The sequence below is a fragment of the Halomonas sp. AOP7-B1-5 genome, assembly GCF_052353045.1.
In the GTDB taxonomy this organism is placed as follows: Bacteria; Pseudomonadota; Gammaproteobacteria; order Pseudomonadales; family Halomonadaceae; genus Vreelandella; species Vreelandella colorata.
The window spans coordinates 42,459-62,540 of the sequence record NZ_JBQTDC010000027.1; the positions used below are offsets into that span (position 1 = coordinate 42,459).

At 55.4% G+C, this 20,082-nt stretch carries 17 protein-coding genes; 4 read left to right on the forward strand and 13 right to left on the reverse strand.

Features of this window, described 5'->3' with window-relative positions; genetic code table 11:
* Window positions 1-38 precede the first annotated feature (38 nt).
* The 12 genes from ACT3XD_RS13610 to ACT3XD_RS13665 form a co-directional block, all read right to left on the reverse strand.
* A complete protein-coding gene (locus ACT3XD_RS13610) occupies window positions 39-3,224 on the reverse strand; it encodes an efflux RND transporter permease subunit (protein WP_192538453.1) in 3,186 nt (1,061 codons plus the stop codon).
* Window positions 3,224-4,501, reverse strand: a complete 1,278-nt coding sequence (locus ACT3XD_RS13615; RefSeq protein ID WP_192538455.1) for an efflux RND transporter periplasmic adaptor subunit — start codon at window positions 4,499-4,501, stop codon at window positions 3,224-3,226. Before ACT3XD_RS13615 ends, ACT3XD_RS13610 begins: the two co-directional genes overlap by 1 nt.
* 114 nt (window positions 4,502-4,615) lie before the next feature.
* Window positions 4,616-6,088: a TolC family outer membrane protein gene (locus ACT3XD_RS13620; protein WP_192538457.1), complete on the reverse strand. Its 1,473-nt coding sequence runs from the start codon at window positions 6,086-6,088 to the stop codon at window positions 4,616-4,618.
* 242 nt (window positions 6,089-6,330) lie between these two features.
* Window positions 6,331-7,176 carry a fructosamine kinase family protein gene (locus ACT3XD_RS13625; RefSeq protein WP_192538459.1) on the reverse strand — a complete coding sequence of 282 codons (846 nt, stop codon included), beginning with the start codon at window positions 7,174-7,176 and terminating at the stop codon, window positions 6,331-6,333.
* A gap of 127 nt (window positions 7,177-7,303) precedes the next feature.
* On the reverse strand, window positions 7,304-8,791 hold the full coding sequence (gene xylB / locus ACT3XD_RS13630) for a xylulokinase (RefSeq protein WP_192538461.1): 1,488 nt from the start codon (window positions 8,789-8,791) through the stop codon (window positions 7,304-7,306).
* Window positions 8,791-10,278 carry a mannitol dehydrogenase family protein gene (locus ACT3XD_RS13635; protein WP_192538463.1) on the reverse strand — a complete coding sequence of 496 codons (1,488 nt, stop codon included), beginning with the start codon at window positions 10,276-10,278 and terminating at the stop codon, window positions 8,791-8,793. The genes xylB and ACT3XD_RS13635 overlap by 1 nt, the downstream gene beginning before the upstream one ends.
* Before the next feature lie 115 nt (window positions 10,279-10,393).
* Complete coding sequence (locus tag ACT3XD_RS13640; protein WP_192538465.1) at window positions 10,394-11,071, reverse strand: HAD family hydrolase; 678 nt, start codon at window positions 11,069-11,071, stop codon at window positions 10,394-10,396.
* Window positions 11,068-12,216, reverse strand: a complete 1,149-nt coding sequence (locus ACT3XD_RS13645; protein WP_192538467.1) for an ABC transporter ATP-binding protein — start codon at window positions 12,214-12,216, stop codon at window positions 11,068-11,070. Before ACT3XD_RS13645 ends, ACT3XD_RS13640 begins: the two co-directional genes overlap by 4 nt.
* An 11-nt stretch (window positions 12,217-12,227) precedes the next feature.
* A complete protein-coding gene (locus ACT3XD_RS13650; protein ID WP_192538469.1) occupies window positions 12,228-13,109 on the reverse strand; it encodes a carbohydrate ABC transporter permease in 882 nt (293 codons plus the stop codon).
* A 29-nt stretch (window positions 13,110-13,138) separates the two neighbouring features.
* On the reverse strand, window positions 13,139-14,029 hold the full coding sequence (locus ACT3XD_RS13655; RefSeq protein WP_192538471.1) for a carbohydrate ABC transporter permease: 891 nt from the start codon (window positions 14,027-14,029) through the stop codon (window positions 13,139-13,141).
* 78 nt (window positions 14,030-14,107) lie between these two features.
* Window positions 14,108-15,427, reverse strand: a complete 1,320-nt coding sequence (locus ACT3XD_RS13660) for an ABC transporter substrate-binding protein (protein ID WP_192538473.1) — start codon at window positions 15,425-15,427, stop codon at window positions 14,108-14,110.
* Between the two features lie 154 nt (window positions 15,428-15,581).
* Window positions 15,582-16,532, reverse strand: coding sequence for a sugar-binding transcriptional regulator (locus ACT3XD_RS13665; protein WP_192538475.1), 951 nt, complete (start codon window positions 16,530-16,532; stop codon window positions 15,582-15,584).
* A gap of 184 nt (window positions 16,533-16,716) precedes the next feature.
* Between ACT3XD_RS13665 and ACT3XD_RS13670 the strand changes: the two genes are divergently transcribed.
* On the forward strand, window positions 16,717-17,028 hold the full coding sequence (locus tag ACT3XD_RS13670; RefSeq protein ID WP_018918709.1) for an NIF3 1: 312 nt from the start codon (window positions 16,717-16,719) through the stop codon (window positions 17,026-17,028).
* Between the two features lie 20 nt (window positions 17,029-17,048).
* On the opposite strand, the gene ACT3XD_RS13675 is transcribed toward ACT3XD_RS13670, so the two are convergent.
* Window positions 17,049-17,606: an NUDIX hydrolase gene (locus ACT3XD_RS13675; RefSeq protein WP_192538477.1), complete on the reverse strand. Its 558-nt coding sequence runs from the start codon at window positions 17,604-17,606 to the stop codon at window positions 17,049-17,051.
* 93 nt (window positions 17,607-17,699) lie between these two features.
* Between ACT3XD_RS13675 and ACT3XD_RS13680 the strand changes: the two genes are divergently transcribed.
* The 3 genes from ACT3XD_RS13680 to ACT3XD_RS13690 all read left to right on the forward strand — a co-directional run bounded on the left by ACT3XD_RS13680 (window position 17,700) and on the right by ACT3XD_RS13690 (window position 19,943).
* Window positions 17,700-18,368 carry a CoA pyrophosphatase gene (locus ACT3XD_RS13680; RefSeq protein ID WP_192538479.1) on the forward strand — a complete coding sequence of 223 codons (669 nt, stop codon included), beginning with the start codon at window positions 17,700-17,702 and terminating at the stop codon, window positions 18,366-18,368.
* Window positions 18,365-19,033 carry a 2OG-Fe(II) oxygenase gene (locus tag ACT3XD_RS13685; RefSeq protein ID WP_192538481.1) on the forward strand — a complete coding sequence of 223 codons (669 nt, stop codon included), beginning with the start codon at window positions 18,365-18,367 and terminating at the stop codon, window positions 19,031-19,033. The genes ACT3XD_RS13680 and ACT3XD_RS13685 overlap by 4 nt, the downstream gene beginning before the upstream one ends.
* 457 nt (window positions 19,034-19,490) lie before the next feature.
* On the forward strand, window positions 19,491-19,943 hold the full coding sequence (locus ACT3XD_RS13690) for a PRC-barrel domain-containing protein (protein ID WP_192538483.1): 453 nt from the start codon (window positions 19,491-19,493) through the stop codon (window positions 19,941-19,943).
* The last annotated feature ends 139 nt before the right edge of the window (window positions 19,944-20,082 follow it).

Sequence of the window (20,082 nt, forward strand, 5' to 3'; positions counted from 1 at the left end):
ACACCCGCTGATTAACCACTTAGCGTTTTAATCAAGCATCACTGTTGGTCGTGCTCCAGCGCTGGCTTTTGATTATCACGATTAGGGTGGCGTTTGCGATACAGCCAATCAGATACAGTGGCAATCATGGCGTAGAAACTGGGGATAAACAGACTGCCCAGAATCGCAACCGATGCCATGCCCACAGCAACCGTGGTGCCGATATGGTGGCTGCTGACGTCACTTGCGCCGGTAGCCAATGCCAGCGGTAAGGTACCGAAGATAAACGCAAGCGATGTCATAACGATCGGCCGGAAGCGTAGCTCCGCCGCGGTAATCGCTGCCTCACGAATCGACTTGCCCTGCTCTTTACGCTGCAGCTCGGCAAACTCTACAATCAAAATGGCGTTCTTCGCTGCTAGCCCCACGACCACCAGCATACCGATCTGGACATACACACTGGTATCGAGCCCGCGTAACGCAATACCCCCGATGCCGCCCAAGAAGGCAAACGGTGTGGCGGTCAGTACCGCCAGCGGCAGCGACCAGCTTTCGTACTGAGCAGCCAGGATTAGGAAGACCATCATGATACCAAACACGATGGCGAGCATCGCCGTATTACCCAGGTTGGCTTCCTGGTAGGCCGTACCGGTCCACCCCATGCCCCAGTTCGGGCCTAGTGTGTCCATAACCACCTGATCCATGGCTTCAATCGCCTGAGTCGAGCTATAACCAGGAGCCGCTCCCCCCTGGAACTGCGCACCGGTATATACCCCAAAGCGTGAAACGACCGAGGGACCCACCTGACGCTCCAGCGTGACAAACTCAGACAGCGGAATACGTTCGCCATTGCCGCCACGCACAAAGACGCTACTCACGTCATCCGGCGTTTTACGGAAGGTATCCTCGTTTTGCAGGTACACCTGGAAGTTACGGTTTTGATAACTGAAGAAGTTAACAAATCCATTACCGAAGGTGTTAGCAAGCGCTGAGTTGATATTTTCCAGCGCCACGCCATAGCTTAGGGCTTTTTGCTGATCAATTTCAGCCCGGTACGAAGGCACGTTAACGTTAAACGTAGAGAACACCTGATTTAACGCCGGATGCTGGTTTGCCGCCCCCATGATCTGCAGCGAGGCTTCGTAAAGCTCGCGAGGTGAAGCACCATCAAACGATTGCAGGTAGCCGGTGAAACCGCCCGTCGTTGAAAGCCCCATAATCGGCGGAACGTTAAAGGCCATAGCCGAACCGCCGTCAATACTCGCCCCAAGCTGCATGATCTGCCCGACCAAAGAGCCGGCCGTCAGGTCACGATCGCCCCAGGGCACCATGTTAACGAAGATAATCCCACGCGCTGTATTCACCGCGCTTGCCAAAATGTCATAGCCCGCTATCGCTGAGGAATACTGCACGCCAGGAATATCTTCAATAGCGGAGCTTAGCTTCGCCATATACGTTTGGGTACGATCAAGCGAAGCCGCATCGGGTAGCGATACGCTGACCAGCACAATCCCCTGATCGGTTTCCGGCACAAGCGTTGAAGGTGTATTAACGAACAGCCAGTAAGAACCCGCTCCGACCGCAATCGTCAACGCCAACGCCAATACCCAAAAGCGCACCAGTTTTACCACAAACCACATGTAAACTGCGGTGATGCCAGCAAACAAGCGGTCAAACAGGCGCAGCGGCGTCGTAATTGCCCGCTTGAAAGCCGATTGACGCGTTTGGTGCAGGTTGTGCTTGATAAAGATGGCCGAAAGCGCAGGCGTAAACGTCAACGCCATCAAGGCTGACAGGGCCACCGAAATCGCCACAGTAATCGCGAACTGTTGATAAATCTGCCCGGTAAAACCACCCAGGAAGGCAACCGGCACGAAGACCGCAGCCATAATCAGGGAGGTAGCAATAACCGGCCCACCGACTTCTTTCATGGCACGAATCGTGGCGTCATGAACAGAAATATCATCTTCTTCACTCAGCACACGCTCGACGTTTTCCACAACGAGTATCGCGTCATCCACCACGATCCCTATCGAAAGTACCAGGGCAAACAGCGTGAGCAGGTTGATCGAGAAGTCGAACAGGTAAAAGCCTGCAAAGGTACCGATGACCGAGACAGGAACCACCGACATGGCAATAACGGTGAAACGCCAGTTCTGCAGAAAGATAAACAGAATAACGATAACGATCAGGAAGGCTTCGATAAAGGTATGAAATACCGTTTCTACCGATGCATCGATAAACTGCGTGGTGTCATAGGGCGTTACATACTCAAGCCCAGGCGGGAAACGCCCGGCCAGATCATTCATTGTCGCCCGCACCGCATCGGCGGTTGCCAAAGCATTGGCGCCCGGCTGCTGGTTAATGATGATAGGCGTCATGGTGGAGCCATTCAGCCGTGCATCGATCCCATAAAACGAGGCGCCCAATTCGATACGCGCTACGTCCTGAAGACGCAGTGATGAGCCATCGGGATTAGTGCGCAGATAGATATTGCGGAAGTCATCCGTATTGGAAAGACGACCGCCAGCGGTGATCGTGTAGGTATAGGCACGCGGCTCACCCTGCGGGGTTGCCGCCAGGTTACCTGCCGGGATTTCAGTGTTTTGCGAGCGAATGGCGCTGGCGACTTCACTCGGGGTCAAGTCGTACTGGGCCAGCTTATCGGGATCCATCCAGATACGCATGGCGAACTCGCCGCCACCCAACACCTCGGCGTTACCTACGCCAGGCACCTGGCGCAGTTCATCAAGAACGTTAAGGGTGGCGTAGTTCTGCATGTAAACGTTGTTGTAGTCGCCGCTGGGTGACGTCAGGGCGATCAACATCAAGATAGAGTCAGAGCGCAGTTCAACGGTTACACCCTGAGACTGCACCTGCTCAGGCAGCTGCGAAAGCGCTCCCTGTACACGGTTATTGACGTTGATGGTATTGATATCACCATCGGTGCCGATATTGAACGCCACGCTCAGGCTCATGATGCCGTTATCAGCGCTGTTAGAGGTCATGTATAGCATGTCCTCTACACCGTTGATCGCCTCAGCGAGCGGCGCCGCCACCGTTTGCGCAACGGTTTCAGCATCCGCACCAGGGAACTGAGCCTGCACCGATACGGTGGGCGGCACCACGCTGGGATACTGCTCGATCGGCAGTATCCGCATGGCCATAGTGCCTACCAGTGTCAGGATAATCGCCAGTACCGTGGCGAAAATCGGACGACTGATAAAGAAGTTAGAGAGATTCATTATTGTGCACCCTCTTCCCCTTCACCTGGCGGCGTTGCGCCAGCGCCGTCGGTCATTTCTGACGCGGCTTCAGCCTGTTGCTGCTGTTCTTTCGCTTCGGCTTCTTCAACCCTTTCCACCAGCTCATCGGCATTGCCGTTAAAGGGCTGCGGATCAATCGCCATGCCGGGTTCTAGACCCGCTGGGTCACCCACTACTACACGGTCGCCCTCTTCCAGACCACCGGCAATCAGCTGCCAGGGACCAGCCACTTCGCCTAGCTGTATGGTGCGCTCGCGTGCCAGATCCTCTTCATCCAGCACAAATACTCGCGGCCCCATCAAGCCTTGGGTGACCGCAATTTCCGGCACGGCAAACACGTTAAAGCGCCTTAAACCGTCAAGGCTCACGCGTACGAACTGACCGGGCAGGATAGCGCCATCAGGGTTATCAAACGTGGCAGACGCCTGAACCGTACTGGTTCCACCATCCACCCGCGAGCCCAAAAACTCTAAACGCCCTTCCAGTTCAGAGTCGTCTGAACCGCTTAAGCCTGGCACACGCAGGCGCGCAGTAATATTGGAAGCATCACCGGCTTCGTTTAACTGACGACGCAGCTCAAAGGCATCGCGCTGGGGCATCTGGAAGCGTACTTCCAGCGGATCCAGTGGTGTGATGGTGGCAAGTTCTGTTCCGGAGTTAACGAAGTTGCCCACGTTGATCTGGCTCAAGCTGATCATGCCGGAGACAGGCGCTGATACGTTGGCATAGCCAAGGTCTAGATTGGCACTGGTCAAGGCAGCTTCTGCCTGGGCAACATTGGCTTGCGCCACGCGCTGCTCTGCCTGCGCTTGATCGTACTGCTGGCGGCTTACCGAGTTCTGGCCTAACAGCTGCTCAAAGCGCTGGGCATCGCGCTGGGCACGAGAATATTCGGCACGTGCACTTTGCAGATCGGCTTCGCGCTGGTTGACCGTTGCCTGATAAAGATCAGGTTCGATGGTATAAAGCGAATCACCTTCTTCCACCATCTGGCCCGGCTCAAAATGACGCTCCTCCAGATAGCCACTTACCCGGGCCACCAGGGTCACTTCGCTATCACTGCGTAACAACGATGGGTAGGATTTGTTAAGCGGAATATCCTGGCGCGCCATTTCGGCCACTTCTACCTTATGAGGCGGCGCTTCTTGCTGAGCGCCCTGTTCCTCTGGAGGCTGTTCTTGGCCACAGGCCGTCAGCGCTAGCGCAGCAATCAGCGTTACTAGACTCGCTCGGCCTGAGTGAATCACCTTTCTCATACTTGATATCCCTTGATCTTTCGAAACGTTGACTAACGGCGCCACGCTGCTTTTAAGCGACGCTAAACTTATAAAGCTTGGTCGCTAGTCTGAAGCCATGTCTATTAATATTTGTTACATACCGGGAGTGGGCGGAGCCCCAATATCCATGGCACGCTGATAATTGTCTTCACCGCCATCGGGCAGGGTAAAGCTTACCTGTTCGCCGGTTAGCCAGGCGTTAACTTCTTCGATTGCCGGTACGTCAAGCAGGCCTGACTGCTGGCGCAGTGAGAGAAGATTCACCACATAGTCGTAACGGGCTTCCGCATAGTTGGCGATAGCGTTGTAGTAGTTCTGCTCGGCATTTAATACGTCAACAATATTACGCGTACCGACTTCATAGCCTGCCCGCGTGGCTTCCAGTGCACTTTGTGTAGATACAATGGCCTGTTGACGCGCTTCCACCGTTTCGACGTTGTTACTTACCTGGGTATAGAGCGAACGTACCTGCTGGATGGTGGTGCGGCGCTGCGACTCAAACTCGTACTGCGTGCTTTCTAGCTGGTAAGTCCCCTGGCGAATGCTCGCACTGGTACTACCGCCGGTGTAGATAGGCAGGTTGGCAGATACGCCAATCTGGCTTGAGGCGTCATAGCCGCTGACAGCATCAAGGTCACTGTCGGCATGCTGGTAGTTAGCAAATGCCTGGAAGGTCGGCAGACGGCCAGCACGAGCGATATCAACACCCACACGGGAAATTTCGATTCCCGCCTGCTGAGCAAGCACTTGCGGGTTACGCTGGATGGCTTGCTCGACCCAGTAATCACGGTCGTTGGTGGGTACGCCAACCGGCATATCGCCCAGCGAGTCGATATCGGCATAACGCTGGCCGGTTAACTGCTCAAGTACTTCAAAAGCCACCTGAAGATTGCTTTCTGCCGCAATACGATCGGCACGCGACTGGTCAAAGCTTGCCCGCGCTTCTTCCACTTCGGTAATCGCAATCAAGCCCACTTCAAACTGTTCGCTGGCCTGCTCTAACTGGCGCCCGATAGCACGCTCTTGAGCCTGCCTGGCTTCTAGCACCTCGTTGGCCCGCAGAATATCGAAATAAGCGCTCGCCACATCAATCAGTAACTGCTGCTCAGTCGCGGCCAGCAAATACACCTGCTGGTCAATCTGGCGCTCGGCTTGGGTTACCTGCTGGCGCGTGACTTCGTTAAACAGTATCTGGGTGGCTTCCAAGGTAAGCGACAGGCTGTTGTAGCGGTCTTCACCACCACCGACACCCACGCCTGCACCGGTTCCCGCGTCGGTTCCGGCTCCTGGAGCTCTGGCGGACGACTGGCTTTCAAACTGTTCGTGATGTACCACGTTGCCTGATGCATTTACCTGGGGCAGCAACCCGCCACGCGCGACATCCCGCGCGGCTTCCACACCAGAATACTGGGCGCGCGCCGAGTTCAATGCAGCATTATTGCTCAATGCATCGCGGGTAATGGTGATAAGGTCAGCCGCCTGTGCGGGCAGCACAACAGACGCGGTAAGAACAGCCAATAATAAGGGTCGTAAAGGGGCATTGACTGCCCAGTGTGCCAGTCGCATGGAAGTGCCTCTAGGTGTCAACGAAGGGTGGTGCTGCAAGTAAGCCATTTATAAAGAATGGCATTATAGTTACATTCATGTATGTATGCTAGACTTGAAGTCTGCCTAATTGTATGTACACAGCATTGTCAAGGCGTCCCCCTTTACCCTAGACCAAAGCATCGTATGAAGGCACTTTTTTAGCGCTATTGAGGCTTAAGATTTTCTGCAATCATTCTGCGCGTTGGTGCTAAGCCGCTGGCTTACCTTGAATAAGACTCCAGTACTGCCACGCAGCGCTCTACTCCGCTGCGGTAGCTAGCACCAAAGAGTAGTAAATGATTAATCAATGGATACAGCTGAAAAAGCGCTTCTCGCCTTGGCCAATCAGCCGGGGCGTCCCCTTCCCAATAGGCATCAAAAAACGCCCTTCCCGGGGAACCAAACAGCGTCAGCATAGCTAAGTCGACCTCTGGATAATGGCGGTAAACAGCAGGGTCGATCACGGCAGGGCCACGTGTTGTGACTAGCACATTGCCAGACCATAAGTCTCCATGCAGAAGGCTTGCAGGTGTGCCTGGCAGCCAATCTTCAAGCTGGAAGGCGATATGCTCGATACGTGTGCGTAGTGCCTGCTCAATCAAACCGTGCTGAAAGCAGGCATCACTAAGCGGCAACAGACGCCGTTCACGTTGAAAAGCACGCCCATCCTTAAGCGGCGCATTGGGCTGTGGCGTTCGCCCGCAAGCATTATCCTGATGCCAACCATGGGCTTCACCGATAGCGCTATGCAGCTCACGCAGACCTTCCCCCAACACGCTATCGCTGGCGGGTTCACTGGGTTGAGTAGGCAGTGATTCAAGTAGCAGCCACTCTTCATACAGGCCTAATACCTCGGGGACGATAAGCGTTTTACACGCCCCTTTAAGAGCGCATAACCCTTCAGCCTCACCGCGCAGCCGCTCGGCCTTGTCATGCTTGACAATCACTTGACCCTGGGAAGTTTCAAGCGCATACACCGCAGCGCTATCCCCGCCGCTGAGAGGCCTTAGCTGGCCGGTAGGTCGTATTGCCTGGGCTTCAAGTAGTTCACGCAGGGTGGCATTCATGAACATCTCCGCTGGGTAGCTGGGCTTCCCAGTGTGCCTGTTACTCCCTGCGTGCGTCGATGCTCTGAATGCCTGAGCGCCTGAAAGACTGAGTACCTGAAAGACTGAGCGTCTTAAAGAATGAAAGCTATACGCCTTGGTGGCGCTGCTTCAGCGCCTGGGTGTAGCGAGTATAAACATCCTGATAGGCTTCAACGCGGGCCAGGTTGGGCTCGGCAAGCGATTGGGCATCAAGGTGAACCATACGCTGACACAACGATTCCAGGGTAACGCCCTGAGAACGCTGATCACACCAGGCGGCCTGAATCGCCGCGCCTAATGCAGCGGCGTCGGTAATCTCAGGGCAAATCACTTCGGTGCCAGTAATATCGGCCACCATTTGCCGCCATATTGGGCTATTGGCACCACCGCCGATCAGACGAATCTGGCTCGCGCCCGCCGTTAAATCACCCAGCAGTTCAAGCCCATAGCGCAGCCCAAACGTTGCCCCTTCCACCACCGCGCGGCAAAGGTTTTCCTGGGTGGTATTTAAACTGGTCAAGCCCAGAAAATCCGCCGAGGCTTCCGGCAGCATTGGCACGCGTTCGCCGTTGAAAAATGGCAGCACGGTAACCCCTTCAGCGCCCACCGGGGCGCTGGCTACCTGCTCGCTAAACGCGGCCAGATCCAAACCAAATAGTTCGCGTATCCGGGTAGTCGCCGAGGTAACGTTCATGGTGCAAATAAGTGGCAGCCAGCCACCGGTGCTCGAGCAAAAGTTCGCCACCATAGCGTTATCGCAGATAACCGGCTCAGGCGAGTAGGCGCATACAGTACCGGACGTCCCCAGGCTTAGCGTTATTAGCCCTGGGGTGATATTGCCGGTGCCTATGGCGCCCAGCATATTATCGCCACCTCCGGAGGACACTACCACGTCATCGCCAAGCCCTAGCTCGCGGGCGGCAAGCGGGCGCACAACCCCGGCAGGCTCATGGGCTTCCAACAGCCGCGGCAGTACGCGCTGCGGATCAAGTTCCGGGGCTATCTCCGCGAATACATCTAACTGCCAGCGCCGCGTTCGGGTATCAAAATAGCCGGTACCTGAAGCGTCGCCCGCTTCGGTCACGCGCTCGCCGGTCAGCCAAAAATTCAGGTAGTCGTGGGGCAATAACAAGCTATCGATGCGCCGATAGGCATCCGGCTGATGTTCTCGTAGCCAAGCGATTTTGGAGGCGGTATAGCCGGTTTGCAGTACAAGGCCGAGCTTTTCCAGGCAGCCAGCCTCGCCGCCCAAGCGGGCAACAAGCTCACTGTTCTGCACACTGGTTTCGGTATCGCACCAAAGCTTGGCGGGATAGACCGGCGCGCCGTCAGCATCGAGTGCCACCATGCCGTGCTGCTGGCCGGAAACGCCGATACCCCGCACCTGCTCGGCGCTTATCCCTGCGCGCTCCAGGGCGCTAAAAAAAGCCCCTTTTAAAGCAGCAAGCCATTCAGACGGCGCCTGTTCGCGCCGCCCGTTTTCGCCCTCATCCAGCCGGTGTGGCCGGCTTGCCTCGCCAAGAATTGCGCCCCGTTCGACATCAACCACCACGACCTTGGTACTTTGCGTACCGCAATCCACTCCGATATACATCACAGCGTTCCTTTGGAGGCCACAAGTGCTTGCAGCGTAACCCGTGCGCCGAGCTTATGCAGCGAGTTAAGCGTTTGCACATAGGCCTCATGAAAGCGCGGGTGGTCGGCTAAGTCGCCAAACAGTTCACGGTTGTCGATAAATGTACTCGGCCGGGTACGGTTTTCGGCGGCAATCGCGGTGAGCGTGTCTTTTAAGCGGTCCACTATTTCGATAGGTTCGCCCTGCTCGTCGATACCTTCAGCGTAGCGTGCCCAGCTGGCCACTACCGCAGCACTGCGCTTGACCTCACCACCGTGGGCCAGCTGGTGATGAATCACCGGCACCAGCCACTTGGGAATACGGTCTGAGCTTTCCGCACACAGCCGCGCCAACGTGTCCTTGATTTCCGGATTGGCGAAACGCTCAATCAGGGTTAAGCGGTAAGTCTCCAGATCCACGCCCGGTACCGGAGCCAGCGTGGGCGAGCCCTCTTCGCGCATATAGCCCAGCAAAAAGTCCACAAATAGCGGATCCTGGCAAACCTCGTGGGCATAGCGATAGCCCGCTAAATAACCAAAATAGGTGAGCGCCTGATGGCTGGCATTTAAAAGCCGCAGCTTCATCAATTCATAAGGCTCGACATCCTCAACCACCTGCACGCCTACCTGCTCAACCGGCGGGCGGCCCAGCGGGAAATGGTCTTCCAGCACCCATTGGGTAAACGGCTCACACACCACGGGCCAGGCATCCTCAATACCAAAGCGATGCGCCAGCTCGTCGATATCCGCCTGTGCGGTAACGGGCGTGATGCGGTCCACCATGGCGTTGGGAAACGCGACTTCTGCAGCAAGCCACTCGCCCAGTTGGCTATCACGGGCGCGGGCGTAGGCTGTGAACATGCGCTTGGCCACATCGCCATTGCCTTGAATGTTGTCACACGACATCACGGTAAACGGCGCGATACCACGCTCGCGGCGGCGTACCAGCGCCTCAACGACCAAGCCAAAACTGGTCGAGGGTTTTTCAGGGTGGGCCAGGTCATCGCGCACCTGGGGGTTTTCAAGATTGAACTCGCCGGTCACCGAGTGAAAGTTGTAGCCCCCTTCAGTCACGGTGAGCGACACAATCCGAATCGCCGGGTCGGCCATCTGCTCAATGACCGCCTCGGGGTCTTCCGGGGCAAACAGGTAATCCACCATACTACCGATAACCCGCGGCGCGTACTCGCCGCCAGGGTGCTTGACCACCAGGGTATACAGATGATCCTGCGCGGCGAGCACCTGCTGCATGCGTCTATCACCCGGCATGACGCCAACCCCGACGATTCCCCAGTCAAGCGCCAGCCCCTGATTCATCAACGCATCAAGATACATCGCCTGATGAGCACGGTGGAAACCGCCCACGCCAATATGCACGATGCCCGGCGTTATCGTGCTCCGGTCATAAAGGGGAGTGCCAATGGGGGAGCCTAGTTTGCCCACATTGTGATTATTAAGCTGGGTCATCATCGCTCTCCTGGTAAGGAACTGGCTAAAAAGACGGCGCCGCCGGTAACCATCGCCACTTTATGGGTTAGCTTCATTGCCGCCCCGCTATTATCGAATGCTGATAGCCACCGGATCAGCTGGCGGCACGTACCTGCCACTCATTCACCAGCGCGCCAAGCCCCTGCATATGCTCCAAAATGCGCCAGGCGCCCGCTTGTTGAAGTCGCCCAGGCTGTTCGGCATCCACATGGCTTGCGCCGACAAAGCCAATCACGCACATACCGGCGGCGCGGGCAGCGGTAACACCGGCCACGCTGTCTTCTATCACCAGGCAATCACTGGGTAGGCAACCCAGCTCAGCGGCGGCGAGCAGATAAAGCGCTGGATCAGGCTTTGGGTTAGCGACCTGATCGGCGGTAAAAATGGATGTGCCCTTGCCAAACGCATCGGCTAGCTGGGTGCTGGAAAGCGATGCCACTACCCGTTTGCGGCGGCTGTTGGACACCACTGCCTTGGCCAGGGGAATCGCAAGCACGGCGTCATAGGCGCCCGCCATGGGATTAAGCTCGCGCGCCAAGCGCTCCTCGATAGCCGTATCCATCAGTTCGGTGGCATTATCAGGTAACGTATACGCGCTGTGCTGCTCAAGATATTTAAGGATATCGCCCGTGGTCATCCCCAGCGCCTGGCTTAACCGCTCGGCAACGTTTACATCCGGCAGCCACTGGCCGAGATACTCTTCCAGCACGCCTTCCGCCAGCGCTTCGCTATCTACCAGCACGCCATCGCAATCAAAAATAACCACCTTCATACCGGGGCCTCGGCGGCACCTGGGGTACGGTTATCCTGACGGGTCAGCCCTGCCAACGGATGCTGGGTAAGGCTTGTCAGCGCACGGCCGTCGCTATCAAACAGATGCGCGCGCTCCGGGGCGAAGCTAAAGCGCACGGTTTCATGCACCCGGTAGCCCACATCGCCATCGGCCATCAGGGTTACCAGCAGTTCCCCCATACGCACATACAGCGATGTTTGCCCGCCCAGACGTTCAAGCACTTCAATTTGACCGCTTAACGCGCCCGCCTCATCCAGCACCAGGTGTTCTGGCCGGACACCCAGTTCTAGCGTTGCGTGCTGCTCAAGGGTCTGACCATCGGCGGGCACTGTGCACTCTCCTCCACCAGGCAAGCGAACGTGGACACCCTCAGGCGATACGCTTAACAAGTCGACATTAAAGAAATTCATCTTGGGCGAGCCGATAAAGCCCGCTACAAAGCGGTTAGCCGGGTGATGATAGAGCGCCATGGGTGAGCCTACCTGCTCAACCACGCCGTCATGCAGCACGACAATCTTGTCGGCCATGGTCATGGCTTCGATCTGGTCGTGGGTGACGTAGATCATGGTGGCATTGAGCTTGTCGTGCAGGCGGGCAAGCTCGATACGCATCTGCACGCGCAGCGCGGCATCCAGATTGGAGAGCGGCTCATCAAACAGGAAAATACTCGGATTGCGCACTATCGCCCGGCCAATGGCAACCCGCTGGCGCTGGCCACCGGAAAGCGCTTTGGGCTTACGATCCAGCAGCGGCTCAAGCTGGAGCACTTTGGCCGCTTCCAGCACCTTGGCGCGGCGCTCCTCTTTAGGCACGCCGGCCAGGCGCATACTAAAGCCCATGTTGCCTTCCACGGTCATGTGCGGATACAGGGCGTAGCTTTGAAACACCATGGCCAGGCCGCGGTCGGCCGGGCCGACCTCGTTCATGCGCTGGCCATCAATCACAATGTCACCGTCGGTGGCGCTTTCCAGCCCCGCGATAATACGCATTAGCGTTGATTTACCGCACCCCGAAGGCCCGACAAAGACCACAAACTCCTGATCATTCACGTCAAGATCGATGCCCTTGAGTACCGAGGTGTCGCCAAAGCGCTTAGTAATATTGTTAAGTTGTAAGGTTGCCATGCAGAACTCCTTTACTTGACGGCGCCAAAGGTCAGGCCACGTACCATTTGTTTTTGGGTCATCCAGCCAAGAATAAGGATGGGGGCAATGGCCATGGTGGAAGCCGCCGAGAGCTTGGCCCAGAAAAGTCCTTCAGGACTTGAAAATGAGGCGATGTACGCAGTTAACGGTGCGGCCTTGGAAGACGTGAGATTGAGGCTCCAAAACGCTTCGTTCCAACTCAAGATCACTGACAGCAGCCCGGTAGATGCGATGCCGGGCAGAGTGAGCGGCAAGAGCAAAAAGAACACTTCCTGCAGGGTCGACGCTCCGTCCATACGCCCGGCTTCCAGGATGTCCTTGGGCATATCCTTGAAAAAGGTGTAGAGCATCCACACCACGATAGGCAGGTTCATTAAGGTGTAAATAATGATCAGCCCGGTGCGCGTATCGAGTAATCCGACATCACGGAAAATCAGGTAAATCGGCACCAGCACGCCCACGGGTGGCAACATCTTGGTGGAGAGCATCCACAGCAACGTACCCTTGGTGCGTCTGGTGGGTAAAAACGCCATGGAGTAGGCAGAAGGAATGGCAATCAATAGCGCCAGAAAAGTCGAGCCAAACGCGACGGCGACACTGTTGAGCGCAAAGCGCGCATAGCCTGAACGCGCCTGAACGGCTTCATAGCTTTCAAGCGTGGGCGAAAAAATAAAGCTTGGGTCGGCAATCGCGGCGGCTTCGGTTTTAAAACCGGTCAGCACCATCCATAGAATCGGAAAGAAAATCACCAGAGCAACCGTCCAGCCCAGCACGGTGATCAACAGCGTTTTCATGCCGGCTGACCCACGGCCCGCGCTGGCACTCGTACTGGAAATGGCCTGCGCTGGCGTATTGGAACGTAGTAGTGTCATTTGTATTCTCCAAGTGCCCAGGGCGCTCGCTAGTCTTCCAGGTTTTTGGCAACCATTCGCACCAGGAAAATCGCCACAATGTTGGCCAGGATAATCGCGATCACCCCACCGGCTGAGGCGACACCCACATCAAAATCAAGTAGTGCCCGCATGTAGATTAGATAGGCCAAATTCGTGGTCGCAAGTCCAGGTCCGCCCGAAGTGGTCACAAAAATTTCGGCAAAAATGGTCAGCAGGAAGATCATTTCAATCATGATCACCACGCTGATTGCCCGCTTTAAATGGGGCAGCGTGATAAAGAAGAAGATCGCGATAGGCCCGGCACCGTCCATTCGTGCGGCTTCCACCTGGTCTTCGTCCAGCGACTGCATGGCGGTGAGCAGAATCAACAACGCAAAGGGCAGCCACTGCCACGCCACAATGATTACGATGGAGGTTAACGGGAGCGCTGAAAACCAATCAACGGCAGGCAAACCCAGTGAATTTGCCAACCATGCCAACACCCCGTTAGAGGGGTGCATCATCATGTTTTTCCACACCAGTGCGCTCACGGTGGGCATCACAAAAAAGGGGGAAATTGCCAGCACTCGGGCAGTCCCGCGCCCGGCAAAGTCCTGCTGGAACAAGACGGCCAACAGCGTGCCGCCCACTACGGTAATCGCCAATACCCAGCCTACCAGCAGCAAGGTATTGCCCATTGCCTTCCAAAGTGCGGGGTCGGTTAGCAGATACTCGTAGTTTTCAACGCCTGCGAAGCCGCTCATGCCGGGCATCAGCAGGTTGTAGTACTGGAAAGAGAACCATATCGTCATGCCTAACGGTATGATCATCCATAGCAGCAGCAACGTTACAGCGGGGGCTTGAAGCGATAACGTTCTAAGCCCGCCGACCGTGCGGCCAGAAGCACGTGTTCTAGTCATGGGAATACCTGCGCGATAAAAACAACGAGAAACCGTCACATCACGCCTACCCGCGTAGCGGGTAGGCGCTTTTACTTATCAGTCGTTGTAACCCGCTCGCTGCATAGTGCGCTCGGTGGCGCGCTGGGCACTGTTTAGCGCTTGCTCAACCGTGGTGTCGCCGGTTAACGCCGCGGCAATGCTCTGGCCTACCTGGGTACCAATTGCCTGGAACTCGGGGATATTGACAATTTGCACGCCGGTATAAGGACTCGGCTCTAGCGTGGAATCGGTCGGGTCGGCATTTTGAATCGCGCTCAGCACAAAATCAGCGAAAGGCGCGGCTTGCGTGTACTGCTCATTGGCGTAGGTGGATTCGCGAGTACCCGGCGGTACATTGGTCCAGCCATGGGTTTCACCGACCAGCTCAATGTATTCCTGCGATGTCGCCCAGGTTATGAACTGCTTAGCGGCATCTTTATGCTCGGAAGAGGCAGGAATCGCCAGCGCCCAGGTCCATAGCCAGTGCGAGCCTTTGGGTGTTTGTGCCACCGGTGCTGGGGCAAAACCAAGGTTGTCGGCAACGCTGGACTCGTCACCATCATAAAGCGTTCCCGCCGCGGAGGTAGCGTCTACCCACATCGCACAGTTTCCGCGTGAGAATAGCGCCAGGTTTTCATTAAAACCGTTGGAGCTGGCGCCGGGCGGGCCGTAGTTGCCCAGCAGATCCACATAGAACTCGATGGCATTCATCCAGGGTTCAGAGTTGAGCTCGGGGTTCCACTCTTCATCAAACCAACGCCCACCGTAAGTGTTTACCAGCGTGGTGACGAAGGCCATGTTTTCACCCCAGCCGGGCTTGCCACGCAGGCAGATACCCGCCACCCCTTCCTGCGCACCGTGGAGCTGCTCGGCCCAGTCGCGCACCTCGCTCCAGGTCGGCTGTTCGGGCATTTCAATACCGGCTTCCTCGAAGAGGTCCTTGCGGTAGTACATCATCGAGCTTTCCGCATAAAACGGCAGCGCATACGGGGTGCCATCAAGGCTTAACCCATCGCGTACGGACGTCAACAAGTCGTCGACAGCGTACTCGTCAGGCAGGTCATCCAGGGGCTCAAGCCACTCGCGCTCCGCCCAGATCGGTGCTTCATAAGCGCCGATGGTCATCACATCAAACTGGCCGCCCCCGGTGGCAATATCGGTGGTCATGCGCTGACGCAGGACGTTTTCTTCCAGTACTACCCAGTCCAGCGTGATATCCGGATGCGCCTCTTCAAACGCATCGGTCAAGCTCTGCATGATCACCATATCGTTGTTATTAACGGTGGCTACGGTGATTTCTGTTTGGGCCTGAGCATGGCCAGCCATCGCAATGGCTGCCGCTAAGGTGGTCACAGGCAAGTGACGCGCGAGTCGCATAAAGCTCTCCTTCGGCAAGTATTGGCATTATTATCGCCTGATCATTTTGATCACGTTTCGAACAAATGATCGTACTTAAACCAAAAAAAATCAAAGCTCAATGGCTTAGACTTTACGCTTACTCGCCTTGTAAGTGGCCCGCTTCAGGAGTGCGCTAGAGCCGCTCGACAATGTTTTGGGCAGCTATTTCGTCCGTAATCAGCCCTTTTAACCAACCGCCCTGGAGGGCTGCGTGAATACCGGGGGCCTTAGCGTATCCTCCCGCAATCGCCACTATCATCTGCTTACCGAATTGCGCTAGCGGCAGGCTGGTAACGCGCCGAGTAATCGAGCAATCGATCACCTCGCCCCGGCTATTTAACGGCCAACCGAGCAGTTCCCCCACTGCTTCCAGCCCCAGTAGCTCATCAAGCTCGCGCTCACTGATAAAGTGGTCCTGAAAAAGCGTGGCCCGGCGATCGATCCGCCCGACGCCAATAAACGCCGCTTCGGCCTCTTTCGTTACCGTGGCAATGGCTTGAAACAGGCGCTGCGACAGCATCGCATTTTTTTCCGCAAGCGATTCGGCCACCACCGGCGCCGGCAGTAAAAACCGCTCACCGCCGGTTTTATCCGCCAATAGCATCACCGCGTCGTAACGGTTAGCCGAGCCGTCCCGAGCTACATTTCCCACCAGCGACACAAAGCGGTGCTGGGGCCGCTCCATACGGTCAAGCGCCTCGACCGCCGCACGCACAGAGCGCCCGCTGCCAAGCGAAAGGGTAAGCGGTTGGCTGCGCTCAACCAGCTTGCCGATGCGCTCGGCTCCGGCAACGCCCAGGTAATACGTGGCGCTATCTGGGGCGTTTTTTTCGGCAGGCACAACATCACAAAACGTCAGCCCAAAGTGGTCACGCAGCGTTCGGCCCAACGCCATGCACGTTGTAATGGGATGATCAATATGTACCTTGACCAGGCCTTCCTGGCGCGCCAGCGCTAAAAGACGCTGCACGCCAGGCCGTGAGACGCCTAACTGACTTGCAATCTCGTCCTGGGTTAGACCGCCAACGTATGACATCCAGGCCGCTCTTGCCGCCTGATCCAGCTTTACCTCAAATTTATCCATTGATTGGTTTCCCGCTCGTGTTTACAACCCCATTGACGAACCTACCGATTGCTCTATTGACCAACCCTACACAACAAGCAGCGCGCTCCCCTCAACGCCACCGGCACGACCATAAGCCGTCTATCCGCTATGATGCTATCTAGTTCATGGTTATATTTAGCCCATTGTTAACAGGAGTGACGGCATGTACAAGCTAGCGTTTTTTGTCCCTGTCGACGATGCCGAAAGCGTTAAAGAAGCGGTTTTTGAAACCGGCGCCGGGCGAATAGGTCATTATGAGGCCTGCTGCTTTCAAACCCAGGGCCGCGGCCAATTTCGTCCGATTGAAGGCGCCCACCCGCATATTGGCGAGGTGGGTAAGCTTGAATACGTTGAAGAGCTTAAAGTGGAGCTGGTGTGTAAAGATTCGTGCATCCACGCCGCCATTGCCGCTTTGAAGCTCGCCCACCCATATGAAGAAGTTGCTTACGATGTCTGGCAACTCGACGATCTTTAGCGAATCTTCGTCGTTAGCACTCAGGCGCTGCCAAAGTAGCGTTCACGGTCTTCCGGGGTGATAGTGCTACTGTGAAGCGGAAAGTGCCCCAAAGGCCGGTCGTGGTAAAAGTGGCGCAGCGTACGTTCAATGGTGGGGAAGGCAAGTTCTTCCCAGGGAATTTCGTGCTCATCAAACAGGGCGACTTCCAGGCTTTCAACGCCTGCGCTAAAGCCACCCACCAGTTCAGCGCGAAAAATCATGTAAACCTGATTAATGTGCGGCAGATCAATTAGCGTATAGAGGTCTGCCAACGTCACCTCAGCATTAGCTTCTTCATGGGTTTCGCGAATAGCTGCCTGCTGGGTGGTTTCGGCATTTTCCATATAGCCAGCGGGCAGTGTCCAGTAGCCTTTACGCGGCGCAATAGCACGCTTACAGAGCAGTACCTTGGAGCCACTAACCGGCAGTGTACCCGCCACAATACGCGGATTTTGATAATGGATAGTACCGCAGGCATCACATAGATAGCGTGACCGGTCATCGCCTTCGGGAACGGCAAAACGTACTTTCTCACCGCACTGGCTGCAAAAATTCATGGTGTGTTCCTACGGCTAAATAGCAAAGATTACCGCGTGCTTGACGCGTATGACCACTGCTGGGTAAAAAGAGACAAAGTGATTGGATACCTCATGTTAGAGAATCTACGCAAAAATCTGCAACAGCTCACCCCGCAACGGCTGGATCAATTTACGATGCCTGAAGCGGCGGTATTGCTACCCGTGGTTGATCGCCCATCACCCACGCTACTCTTTACCCGCCGGGCGAGCCACTTAACCACTCACAGTGGCCAAGTCGCATTTCCAGGCGGCAAGCGTGAGCCGGAAGATAAAGACCTTTACGCCACGGCGCTGCGCGAAGCGCAAGAAGAGATCGCACTCGATCCTGCCGTGGTGGAGCCACTAGGACGCTTATCGGATGTTATTTCACTACACGGCCTGCGGGTAACCCCCTGGGTGGGCATTATCCCTCCCGATTTACCGCTGGTAGCCGACCCAGGCGAACTAGACGCTATTTTTGAGGTGCCGCTTAGCCATTTTCTAGAAGACCGGCGCACCCATACCGATGTTATCCCCGTCGATGGCGTGCCGCATTATGTGCCTTGTTACCATGTCGATGGCTATATCATCTGGGGGCTTTCCGCGATGATGCTGGTGGAGTTACTGGCGGAAGGGTTTGGTATGTCCATCGATTTATATCAGCAACCCACAGGGGCGCTGCGGCATTACCCGGAACGTAAAAGCCGGCTTCCTCAATCAACGGGCCTTCATTCAGATACGCCCAAGAGTATCCGCAAATGATGTCTTTTAACTCGACCACATCGCCTGTGTTTACCCCCCCCGCCCAAGGGGCAATCGTGGATGCCCTGGTAGAACAAGGCTGGTACGTGGGCCAGAACGTTATCAATCTGGAGCTTTGCCAGGCTCTGCACCGTGAGCTTTCGCATATGGCGGAGCATGATGCGCTTGAGGACGCTGGGGTCGGGCGTGGTCGGCAACACCACCTGCGCAAGGATATTCGTGGCGATGCCATTCACTGGCTTGATCGTGAAAGTGAGGCTCAACGCCACTACCTGAACGCCATGGGTGAGCTTCAACAGCTACTCAATCAGGCGCTATTTCTGGGGCTATTTGAGTATGAAGCCCATTTTGCTCACTACCCGCCGGGCGCTTTTTATCAGCGTCACCTGGATAGCTTTCGCGGCCGCGCTAATCGCGTCATTTCAACCGTAGGTTATCTAAACCCTCACTGGCCAAATAATGGCGGTGGTGAAATGGTCATTTACCACCCCGGCGACCCCAGCCAGGAAGTGGCCCGCGTGATTCCTGAAGCAGGAACCTTCGCGTGCTTCTTATCCGAGACGATCCCTCACGAAGTGATGCCGACCCATCACCCTAGGTCGAGCATTGCCGGCTGGTTCAGGCGCAATGCTTCGCTCGGAGGAGTGCTGGATCCTGCCCGCTAATCACCGGTTACAGTGTCCGGTGAACCTTCGCCAGGCACTGACCTAATCGTGAATTGATTACTGCTTTACTCCCCCCGTTTAATCATCCGCCTTAAGCGTTTACCGTTTGATATTTATAGAAGCCTTAACAAAAGTTTTTAACAAAATCATTGAAATGCTGGCCATAGCGTCTACAGTAATAAGTGTCTTAGCGCAGTGAGGCGCTTGGCAGCGATAACTATCCCCGTAGCGATTCGCAATTTTATTTTAGGAGTAATAGTTGGCTAAAAACGTAATAAGGATGTTACGTAAGAATGTAAGCTTCAGGGAGTGATGACTAATCACAAAATGATCAGTCACAAAGAAGCATCACATTGGTTTAGGCCAATGTCATTCATGAACTATCAGCCGCTATTAATTGATTGAGGCACCAACGTAGAAACGTTACGCCTTCATACAAGTGCAAGGAGCAAGAGTAATGAAAATGATCAAATCCGCTTTTATTGGTACCCTAATGGTTCCGGCCTTCATGCTGGCAGCTGGTACCGCGAGCGCTGAAGAAAATACCGCTACTGCCACTTCAACTGCTGAAGCGACTTACATGACCACCGCGCCGGCAGGCACTTTTTATTCAGACTCTCTCACGGGTAACGATGTTCAAAGTAGCGTCGAAGACGATGAAAACATCGGCACCATCAACGATCTCATTATCAATGAAGATGGCCAGATTGAAGCTGTAATTGTAGCTGTTGGCGGCTTCCTTGGTATGGGTGAAAAAGATGTGGCCATTGAGTGGGATTCACTCGAACTGACACAAAATGCTGATAACGACGAATATGAAATTCGCGTAAATGCATCACAAGAAGCTCTTGAAGAGGCTGAAGAGTTTGATCGCGATGCAGGCGACAATCTCGAAGCCAACAATAACTAATTAGTTATTGTTAGTTCATAAAAGCCCTGGCATATGCCGGGGCTTTTTTATGTCTAATGGTTTTTTACATCTAATCTTTATATCTTTTTTACATCTATGAATAAAGCTAGCCATTCATAGATGTAAAAATAATAGCGCA